Annotated in this window: 15 protein-coding genes and 1 riboswitch; of the genes, 10 read left to right on the forward strand and 5 right to left on the reverse strand. The window is 57.5% G+C overall.

All coding sequences use genetic code 11. From position 1 onward, the window contains the following. Window positions 1–14: 14 nt before the first annotated feature. Both NA8A_RS21675 and NA8A_RS21680 read right to left on the reverse strand, forming a co-directional pair. Window positions 15–1,337, reverse strand: a complete 1,323-nt coding sequence (locus NA8A_RS21675) for a type II toxin-antitoxin system HipA family toxin (RefSeq protein ID WP_040673315.1) — start codon at window positions 1,335–1,337, stop codon at window positions 15–17. A gap of 3 nt (window positions 1,338–1,340) precedes the next feature. Then, window positions 1,341–1,697, reverse strand: a complete 357-nt coding sequence (locus NA8A_RS21680) for a helix-turn-helix domain-containing protein (RefSeq protein ID WP_143088114.1) — start codon at window positions 1,695–1,697, stop codon at window positions 1,341–1,343. A gap of 190 nt (window positions 1,698–1,887) precedes the next feature. On the opposite strand from NA8A_RS21680, the gene NA8A_RS21685 reads away from it, so the two are divergent. Then, entirely contained in the window at window positions 1,888–2,778 is an 891-nt protein-coding gene (locus tag NA8A_RS21685) for a hypothetical protein (RefSeq protein WP_202802961.1), read from the forward strand. Between the two features lie 897 nt (window positions 2,779–3,675). Here the strand turns inward: NA8A_RS21685 and NA8A_RS21695 are convergent. From NA8A_RS21695 to NA8A_RS21705, 3 genes are all read right to left on the reverse strand, one after another. Beyond that, window positions 3,676–4,980, reverse strand: a complete 1,305-nt coding sequence (locus NA8A_RS21695; protein ID WP_009452563.1) for an APC family permease — start codon at window positions 4,978–4,980, stop codon at window positions 3,676–3,678. A gap of 36 nt (window positions 4,981–5,016) precedes the next feature. Then, window positions 5,017–5,403, reverse strand: coding sequence for a DUF302 domain-containing protein (locus NA8A_RS21700; protein WP_009452564.1), 387 nt, complete (start codon window positions 5,401–5,403; stop codon window positions 5,017–5,019). A 74-nt stretch (window positions 5,404–5,477) separates the two neighbouring features. After that, window positions 5,478–5,681: a heavy-metal-associated domain-containing protein gene (locus NA8A_RS21705; protein ID WP_009452565.1), complete on the reverse strand. Its 204-nt coding sequence runs from the start codon at window positions 5,679–5,681 to the stop codon at window positions 5,478–5,480. Between the two features lie 158 nt (window positions 5,682–5,839). Between NA8A_RS21705 and NA8A_RS21710 the strand changes: the two genes are divergently transcribed. The 9 genes from NA8A_RS21710 to NA8A_RS21750 all read left to right on the forward strand — a co-directional run bounded on the left by NA8A_RS21710 (window position 5,840) and on the right by NA8A_RS21750 (window position 15,174). After that, entirely contained in the window at window positions 5,840–8,350 is a 2,511-nt protein-coding gene (locus tag NA8A_RS21710) for a heavy metal translocating P-type ATPase (protein ID WP_009452566.1), read from the forward strand. Window positions 8,351–8,364: 14 nt separating this feature from the next. Then, a complete protein-coding gene (gene cueR, locus NA8A_RS21715; protein WP_009452567.1) occupies window positions 8,365–8,802 on the forward strand; it encodes a Cu(I)-responsive transcriptional regulator in 438 nt (145 codons plus the stop codon). Window positions 8,803–9,522: 720 nt separating this feature from the next. Continuing rightward, window positions 9,523–9,861 (forward strand): YHS domain-containing protein, encoded by a 339-nt coding sequence (locus NA8A_RS21720; protein ID WP_040673326.1) that lies wholly within the window; start codon window positions 9,523–9,525, stop codon window positions 9,859–9,861. Next, on the forward strand, window positions 9,854–10,177 hold the full coding sequence (locus NA8A_RS21725) for a DUF5676 family membrane protein (RefSeq protein ID WP_009452569.1): 324 nt from the start codon (window positions 9,854–9,856) through the stop codon (window positions 10,175–10,177). The genes NA8A_RS21720 and NA8A_RS21725 overlap by 8 nt, the downstream gene beginning before the upstream one ends. A 26-nt stretch (window positions 10,178–10,203) precedes the next feature. After that, complete coding sequence (locus NA8A_RS21730; protein ID WP_157174155.1) at window positions 10,204–11,265, forward strand: YncE family protein; 1,062 nt, start codon at window positions 10,204–10,206, stop codon at window positions 11,263–11,265. A gap of 89 nt (window positions 11,266–11,354) precedes the next feature. Continuing rightward, window positions 11,355–11,777 (forward strand): c-type cytochrome, encoded by a 423-nt coding sequence (locus NA8A_RS21735; RefSeq protein WP_202802962.1) that lies wholly within the window; start codon window positions 11,355–11,357, stop codon window positions 11,775–11,777. Window positions 11,778–11,891: 114 nt separating this feature from the next. After that, window positions 11,892–12,434: a ubiquinol-cytochrome c reductase iron-sulfur subunit gene (gene petA / locus NA8A_RS21740; protein ID WP_009452572.1), complete on the forward strand. Its 543-nt coding sequence runs from the start codon at window positions 11,892–11,894 to the stop codon at window positions 12,432–12,434. A 50-nt stretch (window positions 12,435–12,484) separates the two neighbouring features. Beyond that, on the forward strand, window positions 12,485–12,928 hold the full coding sequence (locus tag NA8A_RS21745; RefSeq protein WP_009452573.1) for a c-type cytochrome: 444 nt from the start codon (window positions 12,485–12,487) through the stop codon (window positions 12,926–12,928). 20 nt (window positions 12,929–12,948) lie between these two features. Then, window positions 12,949–15,174: a copper-transporting P-type ATPase gene (locus tag NA8A_RS21750; protein ID WP_074896920.1), complete on the forward strand. Its 2,226-nt coding sequence runs from the start codon at window positions 12,949–12,951 to the stop codon at window positions 15,172–15,174. 77 nt (window positions 15,175–15,251) lie between these two features. Further along, window positions 15,252–15,481: riboswitch (cobalamin riboswitch) on the forward strand. The last annotated feature ends 36 nt before the right edge of the window (window positions 15,482–15,517 follow it).

Below are 15,517 nucleotides of genomic sequence, written 5' to 3' on the forward strand. Positions count from 1 at the left end.
CAAGTCATAAGAACTTAGCGAAACGATCGGTGGGCGTTTCCAATCCTTCGTGTTGTCTCGTCATCAACGCCGGCGTCCTGCGCATACTGCGGCCAGTTCGCAACAACCTCGCTGACATTGGAAATGAGTGTCTTTGCTTTGGCTGGCTTGATCGATGCGGTTTCCGCGAAGGCCAGCAGGTCGTCCACAGCGAAGCCGTCGCGTTTGCCGTTCAGGCTCATCTGATGTTGACCGGTCCAGTCGCCGCTCGGATTGTAGGAGTAGTTCACGTCGAATGCTGGCGACAACGTCCACTCGCCCGACTGATCCATCAGGAAAGCGATGTTTTTGACGTGATCATCCTGGTTTCTGGCGATGATGTTGAAAATTGCCCGGAGAAACTGCTGCTCAAGCGCAGGCGCGCCGAGACCGAGTTCGCGGATTGTCAGGATGGCCTGCTCATAGGAGTAGCCACGCGGATCGTTGAAGTCGTAATGCTGCAGGGCGCAAAGCGACTGCATGTGGAGCTTATGTGTCACGCCGTTCTCATCGACGGGTCTGTCAAAGCGCCGCGTCATGAAATGGCTGCGTCCACCCTCATGATGCAAACGGCATGGCGTCATTTCGATGCCCGCGGCCGTCGCCATCAGATAGTAGCCGTACTCGATCAAGCCGAACCCTTGCGGATCGGGTTCTTCCTTGTCGCGGTTATTGTCGATGCCATCGAATTTCATCAACCAGTGTTCGAAGCCGTCGCCAGCATCGATCTGGCCATGACGGAATTCGCCGGTGGTCTGGTTCCAGGCCAGGATAGCCTTGGCGCGCGCTCCTCCGGCCGATGTGCCAACTCTGAGAATATCGTCGATGGCGGCAATGTCGTTCTCGCCCTCGAGCACGCCCTCCAGACTGGCCTTCTCGTTCAGGACCAGATTGGCCAGGCGTACGAGGTTGGCGACCTCGACTTTTCGAGCCCTCCGGTTCGAGCCCATCAGCGCCGGCTTGAATTCAAGGGCGCCCATGCCTCGGGTTCCGACATAGCAAAGGCGCTCCACCGGATTGAAGCTTTCAGGTCTGCGGCCCTGTTCTGCCAGCCAAGCGTTGATCAGCCGATCGCCATATTTGTCGGGAAGAGCGTCCGCCAGCATTCCCGGTAGTCCTTTGAAGGTTGTCCGGGGCAGGGCAGGAAAGGAATAGGGGTCCGGACTCAAAGGCATGACCAACGGCGACAACTCTATCCCAGATTGGGCGAATTCGGGGTCATACTGGAAGACGGCAAACCCATCGTCCGGCAGCCACGAAACGGCCGCGACCTCTCGCCCCCAGAGATTGATTGATGCATCGGTTGAAGGTTCAGCCATGGTCTACTTCTTTGTGCCCCATTCCCATTGCTTGGTCTTCTTTGTTGGCTTGGTCGAACTCGATCGTTGACGCTCGACCCCCTTTGTCCGCACCCGCTCTATTGGCCTGACACGCGGATCGGGAACGAGGAGGTCGACGTTTTGCTGGATTTTCAGCGAAATCAGGACGCGGATGAGCGAGTCGAGTGTAGGATTATCTCCGGATTCAAGGCGTCTCAATGTGCGCTCGGAAATGCCTGCGTCCTGGGCGAGCTCGGCCTGCGTAATGTTTCGGGAGAGACGCAGCCGCTCGAGCTTTTCGCCGATGTCCCGCGAAATTGTTTCTGGTGTTTTCACGCCCATGTATCTATTATCGGCCATATATGACCTCACAACCCGATTTCGCCGCGTTTACAGGCCATATATGGCCGTCTGCTATGCGCCAGTGAAAATCCTTCAATCGGTCATATAAGGCCGATTATGTTTAAAATCAATCATTATCGGCCGTAAATGGCCGATTAAAATGAGTTGGAGATTATCCCCTTACGGCTTTCGAGGATTGGACAGCGTCTTGAGCAACAAAAGAGCAAAGGGTCCCGACATTGGATTGCATCAAGCCAAACGGCTCTGTCAGTTACCCCAGCAGCAACGCTTAGACTTCATCGCAGAAGGCTTGCCCATCATCCTGGACAGCGCACAGGGCTTTTGGGCCGCGTCGCAGAAGCTGGAAGATCTCCCGCGCGAAGCCAAGGTCCTTGAAGGGTTCGCCGAAGAGGAGGCTGCGAAGATCCTCATTCTCATGGATGCGGTGCGGTGTCCGCCCAAACTGATATCCTCAAAGCTCAACCGTATCATCGGATGGTTCTACGACCATCTTGCGCGCCTCATCTACGCCGATGCGGTTAGCTGGAAACCGATGGACCTCGCTCAATTGCGCGAATACGTCGACCACCAGCGCCGCGGACACTACGTCGAAGGATATGCGGGCGAATACATCATGCCCAATTGGGCAGTCTACGAGCGCGAAAGCGGTCTCTACGCTGATGTTGAAGCCTACCAGGATGATACCCTTCTTTGGAGTGAGCCCCGTCGATCCGGGCACGATCGCTCGATATTCCCCTCAATGACGCCCGGCGCGCTGCGAGTGGCGGAGGCCATGCAGCACCTCGGCATCTTCACTTCGAAAGGCCTGAAGGCAACTTCGGAAATTTGGGGTTCACTTGAGTACCGGGAAAGCGAGGATCACCACGATGGAAGGGTTCTTACCGAAAAGCTCCTGACCAGATTGGAGAAAGAGAAGCTTATCCGCGACACCGCGGAGGACCGGCATGTCGGAACGCTCTACAACGATTGGCAGATCCCGATGTACAATCTCGACTTCTCAATCATTCCGGTGACCCTCGAAGAGCTGCAGGCCGAACAGGAGAGAGAGTATTGGGCAATGGTTGGTGATCCGCGGTAGGCATGATGGATCGGCTCACGCTCAACTATGTCTGGAATCAGAAAGTGACCCCGGTTGTCTTGCGACGCACCGGAAAGGGAGAGCGTCTGCGGGTGAGATTGCCATTTGCTGAGACGAATCGGCAATGGCTGCAGAACGGTCGAAGGACCCAACCCGAATGGATCGGTGGTAGGCACGCTTATTGGGAACTGCCTAAAGCGTGGTTCAATGATTTCGTAGATCGGGCCCTGGAGCGTTTTGGCAAGGTCTACATTATCCAGCCTTACCGAGAACAGGAAATATGCGCGCGCGCCTGCCAAGAGGCCCGCGGTCATGAGTGTCAATGTTCGTGCATGGGAGCGAATCATGGAGCCGGCAACGACGGCAGCTGGTTCGAAGTCTCCGAGACCTTTTCGACGCGTTGGGGTGACAGAGAGCTCGCCTGCCGCCTACTGACCGCACGCTAGGACGCTACTGACCAAAGTTTCGATATAAATTTTGGTCAGTCCGTTGCCGTGGTCTTGTCGCTTCTTTGTCGTAGCAGGCCCCGATACTCAAACATCCGCGAAGGTGCCATTGTGGCTGAACGACGTCATCAAACGAAATACTCTCCCTGCGTCGATCAGACCGAGGACGAGATTGGAGCCTACTATCGCGCTGCCAAAGAGAAGGACAGAGCCGTCGTTCGACAAACGCAGGGCCACATGTTGATCTACAAATTAACCGAAATCGAAGGGATCAACCCGTCGCGTGGCCGGGTGTATCAGTTCCTCAGGTATTTCACCAACGCCGCTATAGCCAAAACCAGCAAAACGAGGACAAGCAACATCACCAGTCCGCCGCCAAAAAAGCCCATTTCTCCACCGTACATCATAGCTCTCCTCCGTTGTTTTCATTTAACGGTCTGGGGGTGATTGGTCATCGCTCGTGGCTCGTGATCTTTCGATTCGACAGGAACCAGTACTCAAAAGCGAACACAGCGATAGTGGCCACCGCGGCAGTCACGACGATGGCCATATCTGTGCGGATCTTCATAACCACAAAGACAGCCAATACGATTGTGTCCAGGGATATTGCCGAAAGCAGAATGCTTCCGCGCGCTCCGATGTCATGGCGCAGGTTTCGGAAAACACCCCAATGAATGACGATGTCCATCACCAGATAGAAGAACACACCGAGAGACGCGATCCTGCTCAGGTCGAAGAAGATCGTAAGGAGTGCCGCTACGACGACCGTGTAGACCAGCGTATGTTTCTGAATTCTCCCGGCCATACCGAAATGGCTGTGCGGGATCAGCTTCATGTTCGTAAGCATTGCGAGCATGCGTGATACAGCGAACACGCTTGCGAGCAGCCCCGATGCCGTGGCAACGATGGCAAGCACGATTGTGAGATAAAAGCCCGCTTGGCCGAGCGCCGGTTTGGCTGCCTGAGCGAGTGAGTAGTCCTTTGCCTGAATGATTTCCGGGATCGTCAGGTTGGATCCGACCGCGAATGCCACCAGCAAATAGACGACGACGCATATCGATACCGAGATAACAATCGCCCGGCCGACATTGCGGTGCGGGTCGACGATCTCGGCGCCGCTATTGGTTATCGTCGTAAACCCCTTGAAGGCGAGAATTGATAACGCGACCGACGCAACAAACCCCGCTAGAGGATAGTCGACTTCCGATTTCGACGGTTCAAATTGCAGACCGCTGGCCCAGAGCGCAGCAATCCCGAACAGGGCGATACCCCCTATTTTCAGGAGGGCCATGATCAATGAAAAAAGGCCGATCGAGCGGTTCCCGGATATGTTGACCAGAAACGCGAACACTATCAGTCCGACGCCCAAAACCGGCACGAGCAATTTTGTGTTTTCAGTCCCAAACAGCTGAAGCGTGTAAGTCCCGAATGTGCGGGCCACCAAGCTCTCGTTGATCACCATCGAAAAAGCCATCAGCAAAGACGCGCTGGCGGCTACAACGCCGGGACCGTAAGCCTTTTCAAGGATCATCGCGATACCGCCGGCAGACGGATAAGCGTTCGACATCTTGATGTAACTGTATGCGCTGAAAAACGTTACGACCGCGCCGACGAGGAACGACAAAGGAAACCAGGTGCCCGCCAGTTCAGCGATCTGACCGGTCAACGCGAAGATACCGGCACCGATCATCACTCCGGTCCCCATCGAGACTGCGCCAGTCAGCGATATGCTGTTTTTCTGATAGTCCGTCGTCACGCCGCAATCCTTGCTTTCATCCTGATTGCGTCGAAATCAGGCCAGATCGATCGCTTTCTTCAGCATGTCACGGACATCTGCTGCGACAGCGTGAAGGTCAGGGTTGTCGACCGCCGCCATCGAAGCAACGGGATCGATGGCACTTAGCTCCGTTCCACCCTCGATAGTGCGTAGGATCACGTTGCATGGAAGCATCGCTCCGATACGGGGCTCCATGCCGATGGCCTTGTAAGCCATGTTCGGATTGCAGGCGCCGAGGATGCGATAACCGTCCATCTCGGCGCCAATCTTCTTCTTCATCGTTTCCTTGACGTCGATTTCGGTAAGAACGCCAAAACCCTGCTCCTTAAGCGCCTCGCGAGTACGGGTATCCGCCTCGTCGATTGGGACGTCAGGAAGAATACGGTTGTAGGTGTATTTCATCTCAATTGCTCATTTCGACCAAGATCGGGACCGGCGCGGGTGACATTCGCGCGCAGTCGGATTGGATGGAATTCTCAAGCGGTCTCAAGAAGGCTAGAGTCGTATCCGGCCTCCTTGATCGCGACGTTCATATCTGAAGCCGACGAGCCGCTGTTGATTTCCACGGTCTTGCTCGCCAGGTCGCAGGCGATTTCGGCGTCAGGATCGACGCTTTTCACCGCTTTTTCGATCGTCGCGACGCAATGACCGCAGCTCATTTCAGGGACGCTGAATTTCATTTTTCTAATCTCCAATGGTGTTGACTGCGCGGAAAATAGAGATTCCACCAACTGGAAGGTCAAGGAAATTTGGCTCGGAAATAATCTTGCGTCTCTCCCTTGACCTTCCAGTCACTGGAACGACTATCTCGCTCAAAAGTTTTGAATTGGAGGCGTCGATGACCGGCAACCAGTCTGTTTTACTTTCCATCGAGGGCATGTCCTGCGCATCCTGCGTCGGGCGGGTCGACCGAGCGCTTTCCGGGCTTGAAGGAATTGGAGACGTTTCGGTCAATCTCGCGAACGAAACCGCGAGGATGACCGTCGACGGTCCAGAGCGGCTCGCGGAGGCCGCCGACACGCTGGACAAGCTCGGCTATCCGGCACGGCGGGCGAGCGTCACGCTGAACATCGCATCAATGTCATGTGCATCCTGTGTTGGACGCGTGGACAAGGCTATCGCCGCCGTACCGGGTGTTCTGGAAGTCAACGTGAACCTGGCCTCCGAAACTGCGACTGTGACTTACCTCGAAGGGGTGACCGGCCCCGCCGCCTTCATCGCGACGGCCACTGAAATCGGCTATCCCGCTGAAATCGCGGAAGCGTCCAGTTCGGGCGACCGCGTCGCACGCAAGGAAGAGGAAGCGCGCGAGATCAGACACCGCACGATCCTGGCGGCTGTCCTCGCCCTGCCCGTGTTCGTGATGGAGATGGGCAGTCACTTGGTTCCTGGAATGCATGAATTCATCGGGGGCACGATTGGCCACGAGGCCAGCTGGGTTATCCAGTTCCTGCTGACCACCGCTGTGCTGCTCGGGCCAGGCAGGGTGTTCTACCAGAAAGGCATCCCCGCTCTCATCAAGGGGGTACCAGACATGAACAGCCTTGTCGCGGTCGGAACCGGCGCGGCTTACATCTACTCTGTCATTGCGACTTTCCTGCCCTCGCTTCTGCCGGATGCGGTTCGCGCGGTCTATTTCGAGGCCGCCGCGGTGATTGTGGTGCTGATACTTCTGGGACGGTTCCTCGAGGCGCGGGCAAAGGGCCGCACCGGCGCGGCCATCCAGAAATTGCTCGGGCTTCAGGTCAGAACCGCGCGTGTCTTGCGCGACGGCGAACCGGTGGAAGTGGCGATAGAGGAAATCCGGCTCGGCGATGTTCTCCTCGTGCGTCCGGGCGAGCGGATTGCCGTGGACGGCGAACTCGTCGAGGGCGAGAGCCACGTTGACGAGAGCATGATCACCGGGGAGCCGGTGCCCGTCACCAAGGCAACTGGTGATCCGGTAACCGGCGGCACGGTCAACGGGGCCGGAAGCTTTCGGTTCCGTGCAACGCGCGTCGGCGCCGACACGACCCTTTCGCAGATAATTCGTATGGTAGAAGAAGCGCAGGGTGCGAAGTTGCCGATCCAAGGCCTCGTCGACCGGATCACGCTCTGGTTCGTGCCGGCGGTCATGGCGATCGCTGCATTGACGGTATTGATTTGGCTGATCTTCGGCCCCGAGCCGGCGCTGACCCTTGCGCTGGTGGCAGGCGTGTCTGTCCTCATCATCGCATGCCCCTGTGCGATGGGTCTTGCCACGCCGACGTCGATCATGGTCGGCACCGGACGCGCGGCCGAGATGGGTGTTCTGTTTCGCAAGGGCGATGCATTGCAAATCCTGAGTTCGGTCGACGTGGTCGCATTCGACAAGACCGGCACTCTCACCGAGGGGCGCCCCGAACTCGTCGACGTGATCGTGGCCGAAGGCTTCGACCGCACTGATGTGCTGGGCCGCGTGGCCATGGTCGAAGAGCAGTCGGAACACCCCATCGCCGAAGCAATCGTGCGCGGCGCGCGTCGTGAAGGAGCAGCGCGTCATGAGGTGTCGGAATTCAACTCCATGACGGGATACGGGGTTCGCGCCCGCGTCGGAACGACCGAGGTTCTGGTAGGCGCCGATCGGCTGATGCAGCGCGAGGGCCTGGACCTGGGCGCTCTGGCCGCGGAGGAAGCGCAACTGGCCCGGCGCGGTCATACCGCCCTCTACGCCGCGATTGATGGAAAGGTGGCTGCGGTATTCGGCGTGGCGGATCCGGTGAAATCCGCAAGCGCTGCGGCCATTCAAGAGTTGCACAAGCTCGGATTGAAAGTGGCGATGATCACAGGAGACAAGCCAGAGACAGCCGAAACCATCGCAAGGGAGACCGGGATCGATCATGTGATCGCCAGAGTTCTTCCCGACGGCAAGGTCGCTGCGCTCGACGAACTGCGCACGAAGGGCCAGAGGATCGCTTTTGTCGGCGATGGCATCAACGATGCGCCGGCGCTGGCCCATGCCGATGTCGGCATCGCAATCGGAACCGGGACCGACGTCGCCATCGAATCCGCAGACGTCGTGCTGATGTCGGGCGACCTTCGCGGCGTGGTCAACGCGTTCGAGGTTTCCCGCCGGACGATGCGCAATATCCGCGAGAACCTTTTCTGGGCGTTCGGATACAACACCGCCCTGATCCCGGTTGCGGCCGGCGTACTATACCCCGCGTTCGGTGTGCTTCTGTCACCCATTTTGGCGGCAGGTGCCATGGGACTGTCTTCTGTCTTTGTGCTGACGAACGCGTTGCGGTTGCGACGGATCGCTCCGGCAATGGATGAAAGGGCTTCTGCCCACCCAACTCCCGCACAACTCGTGCCGGCGCCGGCCGAATGAGAAGGAAACTGACGATGAATATTGGTGATGTCTCACGAATTTCAGGCCTGCCTGCGAAGACCATACGCTACTATGAGGACATCGGCCTCATCCGGCCGCTAAGGGGCGAAAACGGCTATCGCAGTTTCCAAGACAAGGATCTGCACAAGCTGGCGTTTCTCGGCCGCGCCCGTGCATTGGGCTTCACGATCGAAGATTGTCGGAACCTGTTAGCTCTCTATGAGGATGATGGACGGGAGAGCGCTGCCGTGAAGCATATCGCCGAAGACCATTTGGCGAGGATCGACGAAAAGATCGCGCAGCTCCGTTCCATGCGGGCCACTCTCGCTGAACTCGTCAATGCTTGTGCGGGTGACCATCGTCCGGACTGCCCGATACTTAATGATCTTGGCCATGGAGATCGACCTGCAAGCGACCAATTGAAAAAGCCAGCAGGTAATTGCAGCCACTAAATCCACCTCCAATGGAGGCCGACATTTAAAAGCCTTCACCGGTCGGAAAACGGTAGGTCAGGGTCGCGTTGATAGAGATCAAGGATCGCTTCGTTTTTGCGAGTAAGCTGAAAAAAAGTAGGTTATGAAATGACCGTCAAAGCCCAAAGAGAAGCCCGATTGAGAGCGCTGCCGCGTTCGCGGTCGGTATTGTGGGCGATGATAGCAATGTTCTACGTCCTCGCGCCGTTATTCCACCAATTTAGCGAGAACATTGACACTGGTTTGCACGCGGTCATCAGCGTGAGCCATTCATATGATGGTTCCGATGGCAATCGCGTTGTACCTGCTCATTCCAAGGTATGCAGTACGGCCAGTCATTGCCTGTTACCGGCTGTTCTCCTGGCCGGATTTTCTGGCATTGACGCAAGTCGTCAGCATCAGCACTTTATTACGAAACAGCTTCCGGAATGGCTGTTCCCGTCGTTTCCATCTCCCCCTCCAAAGTCTGCCTGAAACATAGGGTAACCCTGTCCGGCTGACGATGGCGCCAACCCGCGTGAGCGAATACTGAGCGCCACTGCGGCTCTTTCCGCAATAGCTCAAGAGTCTGACTTGCCTCGTCGGATCTGCGATAGCGCCCGCTGAAATGCGGGACGCAATTCGCATTCGTCGCCCCTGTCGGTTCGGACAAAGCCGAAAATGCAACAGCCCGTGCGGGCGATGCATAAGGAGCGGATAATGGAAGCAATAGTTTATTTTCTCGTCTGGGCCGGACTGATCCTGCTCATGATGCGGTTTGGCTGTGGCGCCCATGTAATGGGACATGGCCACAACTCTCGAACAAAGCAGTCGGAGGGAGGTAGTAATACTGATCTGCGCTGGATCGCGCCTGAAAGTGCCATTGATCCCGTGTGCGGGATCACAGTCCATACGAATGCGGCGAAGTCCGCAGTGCATGACGGGCACGTGTTCTACTTCTGCTCGCGAGAATGCCGCGAACGCTTTGAGGCGGCACCTGATACATATCTAAATCAGGAAACTGCGACCTTGGAGACAGGGGAGGCTGTTCATGGCTGACTCACGCAACTCCAGTCCGGGCTACGCGATCAGGGTCGCTCCGCAGGTGTCGAACACACCGCGTATTCCGGTCATCGCATTCGGCATGAGCCTTGGCTTGTTTCTGGCGATCACGTTCGTCCTGTGCGTCGGCTTTGATCTCATCTTTCCGGGAATGGCGATGTACCAGACATGGCTGAAACTTCTTCCCGGATTCACCTGGTTGAGTATCCCGAGCTTCCTGCTCGGTCTGGTCGAGGCATTTGCCTACGGCTGGTATGTCGCGCTGATTTTCGGCCCTCTCTTCAACTACTTCGCGGCACGCAGGTTCTGTTGAACACGGCCATATTAATGGAGACCAAAATGAAAACAGAAATGAAATTCGCGTTAGCGACAGCAACTCTGACTTTGCTCGGAACCGTGCCGACATTCGCGACCACCGTCTACATTCCAGAGGGGAGCGCTGGAGAAATCCTTGTTGTGGATGCCGACACCGGTTCGGTCGAGGCGCGCTGGCCAGGTTTTGAGGCTGTCCACGGTCTGGCCGGAGTACCAGGCGCACGTTACATCGTTGCGGGCAGTTATTCCGAGGTGGCGAAAGAAGAAGCAGAGGCGCCGGCGAAACCGGATGGCGTATCGCAAGACGAACACGAAGCGCATCACGCCTCTAGGGCGGCGAGTGTCATGCCCAAAGATGCCGGAGTAAGCATTCTAACGATAGTCGAAGCGGAGACCGGCGCGGTAGTGCGCCGGATTGAGGTTCCCGGCGCCGTCCATCACGTGGCTATGTCTCCGGACGGCCGCTACGCCGCAGTTACACATCCGACCACAGACGGGATCAGTATCATCGATCTCGACACCTTGGCATTCAAAGCGTTCGTGCCGACTGGAACGAGCCCAAACTATGCCGTGTTTGCGCGCGATGGTAGATCGGTATTCGTTACGAACGCCGACAGCGGAACCATTAGTGAGGTTGACGTCGACAAGACGTTCGTCAAGCGCAATATCCTTTCCGGCGAGGCGCCGGAGCATGTTGTCATTTCGCACGATGGCAAGCGGCTCTATGTCGCCGATGCCTATGCCGGCAAGGTCCACGAGGTCATCATCGCGGACGGGAACATTTCCCGGTCTCTGGATGTCGGTGGCGAAATCCATGGGCTGGATCTGTCGGACGATGATGGGACGCTATTCGTTAGCGGCAAGGGCGATGACAAGATTGCCGCTATTGACCTGAGCAGCGGCAAAGCAAAATTCGCAGCCTTAGCTCCCGCCCCCTATCACCTGACGACAATAGCCGGGACGAACAGCCTCTTCGTCTCAAGTCGCGAAGAGCCCAAGGTCTGGATCGTCGACCAGGAAAACCTCGCAGTAACGGGCGAGATCGCTGTTTCAGGTGAAGGTCACGAAATGGTGGTGCTCCCCTAAGAGCAGCCGGAAAAAGACGAAAGGAGACTGTCATGTACAGATATGCAACTTCAAACGCCATGACTTCAGCCCTTCTCGGTGGAGCGATCATGTTCGGCCTGGTGACCGCTTCGTTGGGCCAGGAAAGCGGCATGATGGACGACGGCATGATGAGCCCGGGTTTGATGATTCCTCAAATGAATCCGATACGAGGCAAGCAGCTGTTCGCGAGCAAGGGATGCGTTGTGTGCCATTCGATAAACGGTGTCGGCGGCGAGGACGCTCCGGCCCTTGATGCGTCGACGATGCCCCTACCGATGAATCCGTTCGAATTTGCTGCGCGCATGTGGCGGGGTGCAGAGGCGATGGTCGCAATGCAGCGTGATGAACTCGGTGCGCCGATCGAGCTCGATGGTAGCGAACTGGCCGACATCATTGCGTTTGTCCACGATGCCGACGTTCAGGCCGAATTCTCCGAAGAGGACATTCCCGAGCGTATCGAGGAACTGATGCACGAATCCGATGAAGAGTAGACGCCATCGCGGCGGTGGCGGTGCGTAGTCCGCCAAGCAGACCTTGAAACAGGAGCGAGAGGGAACGCCGGACAATCCGGCGTGAACTCCGTCCAAAGCGCAAGGAGCAATAATATGTCCGCAATAGTCTCAGATGCCGACAACTCGGTCACCAAACGCGATTTCATTTACGTTGCAACAGGGGCGATGGTGGTCGTGGGAGTAGGGGCGTTCGCCTGGCCGTTTATCGACAGCATGAATCCTTCGGCAAGTATACGAAGCCTCGCAACGGTCGAAATCCCGTTGGGCGGCATTGAGGTCGGCCAGCGAGTGACGGTCATGTGGCGTGGCCGTCCTGTGTTTGTCGACAGACGGACGGAAGCTCAAATCGATGCGGCAGTCGCTGACGACGATGCTGATCTTATCGATCCTCAAAGCGATGCAGATCGTGTGCAGAATCCCGAGTGGCTGATCGTGGTCGGGGTGTGCACGCATCTCGGCTGCATCCCACTCGGGCAGAAGGATTCCGATCCAAGGGGCAATTGGGGTGGCTGGTACTGCCCGTGCCACGGTTCGCAATACGACACGTCCGGGCGTGTAAGGCGGGGCCCTGCACCCAAGAACCTCGTCGTTCCGCCCTACGAGCTTATGGACGGCGAAAAGGTAATAATCGGCTGATCTGAGACGTAGGGGTGGCGCCGATGTTGTTAGGTTTTCCAGAAAGATAGATGGAGAAGATGGTGAATATTCGAGGAAGTCTTCCAAAGGTTTTTGTGCTGGGATTTTTTGCGCTAGGAGCTGCGGTCCTGCTTTCAAAAGCGTTCCAGCCAGAACCGGAAGCGATGGTCGTGGCGGTGTCAATGCCGGAACTGTCGGGTGAAGCAAGCGTCGGTCAGATACTCTTCAATAACAACTGTGCCAGTTGCCATGGCGATCGTGCATCCGGAACGGACAAAGGGCCTCCGCTGATCCACGACATTTACAATCCGGGACATCACTCGGATGATGCGTTCTATCTGGCAGCCATGAACGGTGTGGTCCAGCACCACTGGCCATACGGCAACATGCCGAAGCAGGAGCAGGTCACGCGGGACGAGGTGGCGAAGATTGTCCAATATGTTCGCGAGTTGCAGGTCGCCAACGGCATAACGTTCAAACCGCACAACATGTGACACGACAAGGAGCGATTGCGATGACCTCCCAGCACGAGCACCATCATCACACGGCGGACGCCGAAGGCACCTCTTCTGCCGGCCAAGGCCAATATGACGAAGTTCCGGCCGGAAATAGCGGACCCGTCTATACCTGCCCAATGCACCCTCAAGTGCGCCGTACACATTCCGGATCATGCCCGATATGCGGCATGGGACTGGAACTGGAATCGGCAACGATGGTTGAAGAGGGGCCGAATCCCGAACTTGTCGATTTCACTCGGCGCTTATGGATTGGCGCGGCCCTGAGTATTCCACTCCTGATCCTGACCATGGGTCCCTTTGTGGGTCTTTCCGGCGTTCGCGAGATCTTCGGAGAACGAGCAACGCTGTGGATCGAACTTGTGCTCGGCACGCCAGTCGTTCTCTGGTCGGGTTGGCCATTCCTTGTCCGCGGCTGGAATTCCTTCCGTACGATGAATCTGAACATGTTCAGCCTGATCGCGATGGGCGTCATGGCGGCATGGACATTCAGTGTCGTCGCCGTGCTGTTTCCAGGTATCTTCCCCGATGGCTTCCGGGATCCAGAAGGTCATGTGGGTGTCTATTTCGAAGCAGCAGCCGTCATCGTTACCTTGGTGCTCCTCGGGCAGGTGATGGAACTGCGTGCTCGTGAGGGTACTGGCAAGGCAATCCGGGCACTCCTCGATATGGCGGCAAAAACGGCCCGCGTGATACGCGACGACGGCACGGAAGAGGAAATTCCGCTCGAACATGTTGGGGTTGGCGACCGCATTCGTGTGCGCCCCGGCGACAAGGTTCCCGTGGATGGCGTGGTGGTCGATGGTCGTTCATCGATCGACGAAAGCATGATCACCGGCGAACCCGTCCCAGTCGAGAAAGTTTCAGGCGATCCAGTGACGGGCGCAACCATCAACGGCACTGGCAGCCTTATCATGGAAGCTACACGCGTCGGCGCCGACACAATGCTGAGCCAGATCGTCGAAATGGTCGCCAACGCACAACGGTCCCGGGCGCCAATCCAGAAATATGCCGACAAAGTATCCGGCTATTTCGTGCCGGCGGTGATCGCTATCGCTGTACTTGCTTTCCTGGGCTGGGCGTTTTGGGGCCCGGAACCCGCCCTTTCATATGCGCTCATCGCCGCGGTCGCGGTACTGATCATAGCCTGTCCCTGCGCCCTCGGTCTCGCCACCCCAATGTCGATCATGACGGCAACGGGACGCGGAGCTCAAGCAGGCGTGCTCATAAAGAATGCGGAGGCGCTCGAGAGGTTCGAGAAAGTTGATACGCTAATCGTCGACAAGACAGGCACGTTGACCGAAGGCAAGCCGCGATTGGTGGCAGTCGTGGCGGAGAATGGCCATGACGAGACCGAAGTGCTGCGTCTGGCGGCTTCCCTTGAACGGGGTTCGGAACACCCGCTCGCCGAAGCCATCGTAAGAGGAGCCGAAGAGCGAGGCGTGGAGTTGGCCGCGGCCGGCGACTTCGAGGCCGTTACCGGCAAAGGCGTCAAGGGTACAGTGGATGGCAGAGCCGTGGCGCTCGGCAATCTCGCGATGATCCGCGAACTTGGCCTGGAGGCGGGGGGCTTGACCGAAAAAGCCAATGGCCGCCGTGACGAGGGCGAGACGGTCATGTTCGTTGTCGTCGACAATGGCGTCGCCGGACTCGTATGCGTCGCCGATCCGGTGAAAGAAACAACCCCCGACGCGCTGAAGGCTCTGCATGAACTTGGATTCCGCATTATCATGGCGACCGGAGATAACGAACGAACGGCGAAAGCCGTTGCTGCGCGCCTGGGCATCGACGAGATCCGCGCCGACGTGCTTCCCGAAGACAAGGCGCGCATCATCCAGGAATTGCAGCAGCAGGGTCGCAAGGTCGCGATGGCCGGCGACGGCGTGAACGACGCTCCGGCTCTGGCTCAGGCCGACGTTGGAATCGCGATGGGAACCGGGGCGGATGTCGCGATCGAAAGCGCTGGGTTTACCCTGGTCAAAGGAAATCTTGACGGCATCGTCAGGGCTCGCCGTCTGGCCCACGGAACGATGCGCAACATACGGCAGAACCTGTTTTTCGCCCTGATCTACAATACGTTGGGCGTTCCGGTAGCTGCAGGCGTACTCTTCCCGTTCTTCGGCATCCTGATTAGTCCGATGTTCGCCGCCTTTGCGATGAGCGCTTCTTCGATCTCAGTTGTCGTCAATTCGCTCAGACTGCGGCAATTGGATCTGAAATCCTGATGGAGCCGTTGTCCTGGTCTTGTCGGAGAACGGTCGCGGCCAAGCTTGTCGTTATTGACTCGGTTTCGGCGTGACGTCAGGGTAATTGTTCACACGGTTCCCGCGATGCCGAGCGCGAAGCGGGATGAAAAGGGAATGTGACGGGTGGACCCAGACCGGGCATCCAAACCACAGCCGACCCCGCGACTGTAGAATGGCGCGGCGCCATAACTCCCGAAAACGGGAGCGCCACTGGAAACATCCGGGAAGGCGATAGCGCTGGAAAACCGCCATGAGCCAGGAGACCTGCCATGTGAACGGACGGAGAGATGTTCAAGTGACTGAATGAGCAACACGGAGGTTG

Origin of the sequence: Nitratireductor indicus C115 (genome assembly GCF_000300515.1) — a bacterium.
In the GTDB taxonomy this organism is placed as follows: domain Bacteria; phylum Pseudomonadota; class Alphaproteobacteria; order Rhizobiales; family Rhizobiaceae; genus Nitratireductor; species Nitratireductor indicus.

What these genes read in the sequence shown, in the direction of transcription:
- NA8A_RS21705 (WP_009452565.1), bottom strand. Translation starts at nt 5,681, where the DNA reads ATGAAATTCAGCGTCCCTGAAATGAGCTGCGGTCATTGCGTCGCGACG.
- petA (WP_009452572.1), top strand. Translation starts at nt 11,892, where the DNA reads ATGTCCGCAATAGTCTCAGATGCCGACAACTCGGTCACCAAACGCGAT.
- NA8A_RS21735 (WP_202802962.1), top strand. Translation starts at nt 11,355, where the DNA reads ATGTTCGGCCTGGTGACCGCTTCGTTGGGCCAGGAAAGCGGCATGATG.
- NA8A_RS21720 (WP_040673326.1), top strand. Translation starts at nt 9,523, where the DNA reads ATGGAAGCAATAGTTTATTTTCTCGTCTGGGCCGGACTGATCCTGCTC.
- cueR (WP_009452567.1), top strand. Translation starts at nt 8,365, where the DNA reads ATGAATATTGGTGATGTCTCACGAATTTCAGGCCTGCCTGCGAAGACC.
- NA8A_RS21730 (WP_157174155.1), top strand. Translation starts at nt 10,204, where the DNA reads ATGAAAACAGAAATGAAATTCGCGTTAGCGACAGCAACTCTGACTTTG.
- NA8A_RS21725 (WP_009452569.1), top strand. Translation starts at nt 9,854, where the DNA reads ATGGCTGACTCACGCAACTCCAGTCCGGGCTACGCGATCAGGGTCGCT.
- NA8A_RS21745 (WP_009452573.1), top strand. Translation starts at nt 12,485, where the DNA reads ATGGAGAAGATGGTGAATATTCGAGGAAGTCTTCCAAAGGTTTTTGTG.
- NA8A_RS21710 (WP_009452566.1), top strand. Translation starts at nt 5,840, where the DNA reads ATGACCGGCAACCAGTCTGTTTTACTTTCCATCGAGGGCATGTCCTGC.
- NA8A_RS21680 (WP_143088114.1), bottom strand. Translation starts at nt 1,697, where the DNA reads ATGGCCGATAATAGATACATGGGCGTGAAAACACCAGAAACAATTTCG.
- NA8A_RS21675 (WP_040673315.1), bottom strand. Translation starts at nt 1,337, where the DNA reads ATGGCTGAACCTTCAACCGATGCATCAATCAATCTCTGGGGGCGAGAG.
- NA8A_RS21750 (WP_074896920.1), top strand. Translation starts at nt 12,949, where the DNA reads ATGACCTCCCAGCACGAGCACCATCATCACACGGCGGACGCCGAAGGC.
- NA8A_RS21700 (WP_009452564.1), bottom strand. Translation starts at nt 5,403, where the DNA reads ATGAAATACACCTACAACCGTATTCTTCCTGACGTCCCAATCGACGAG.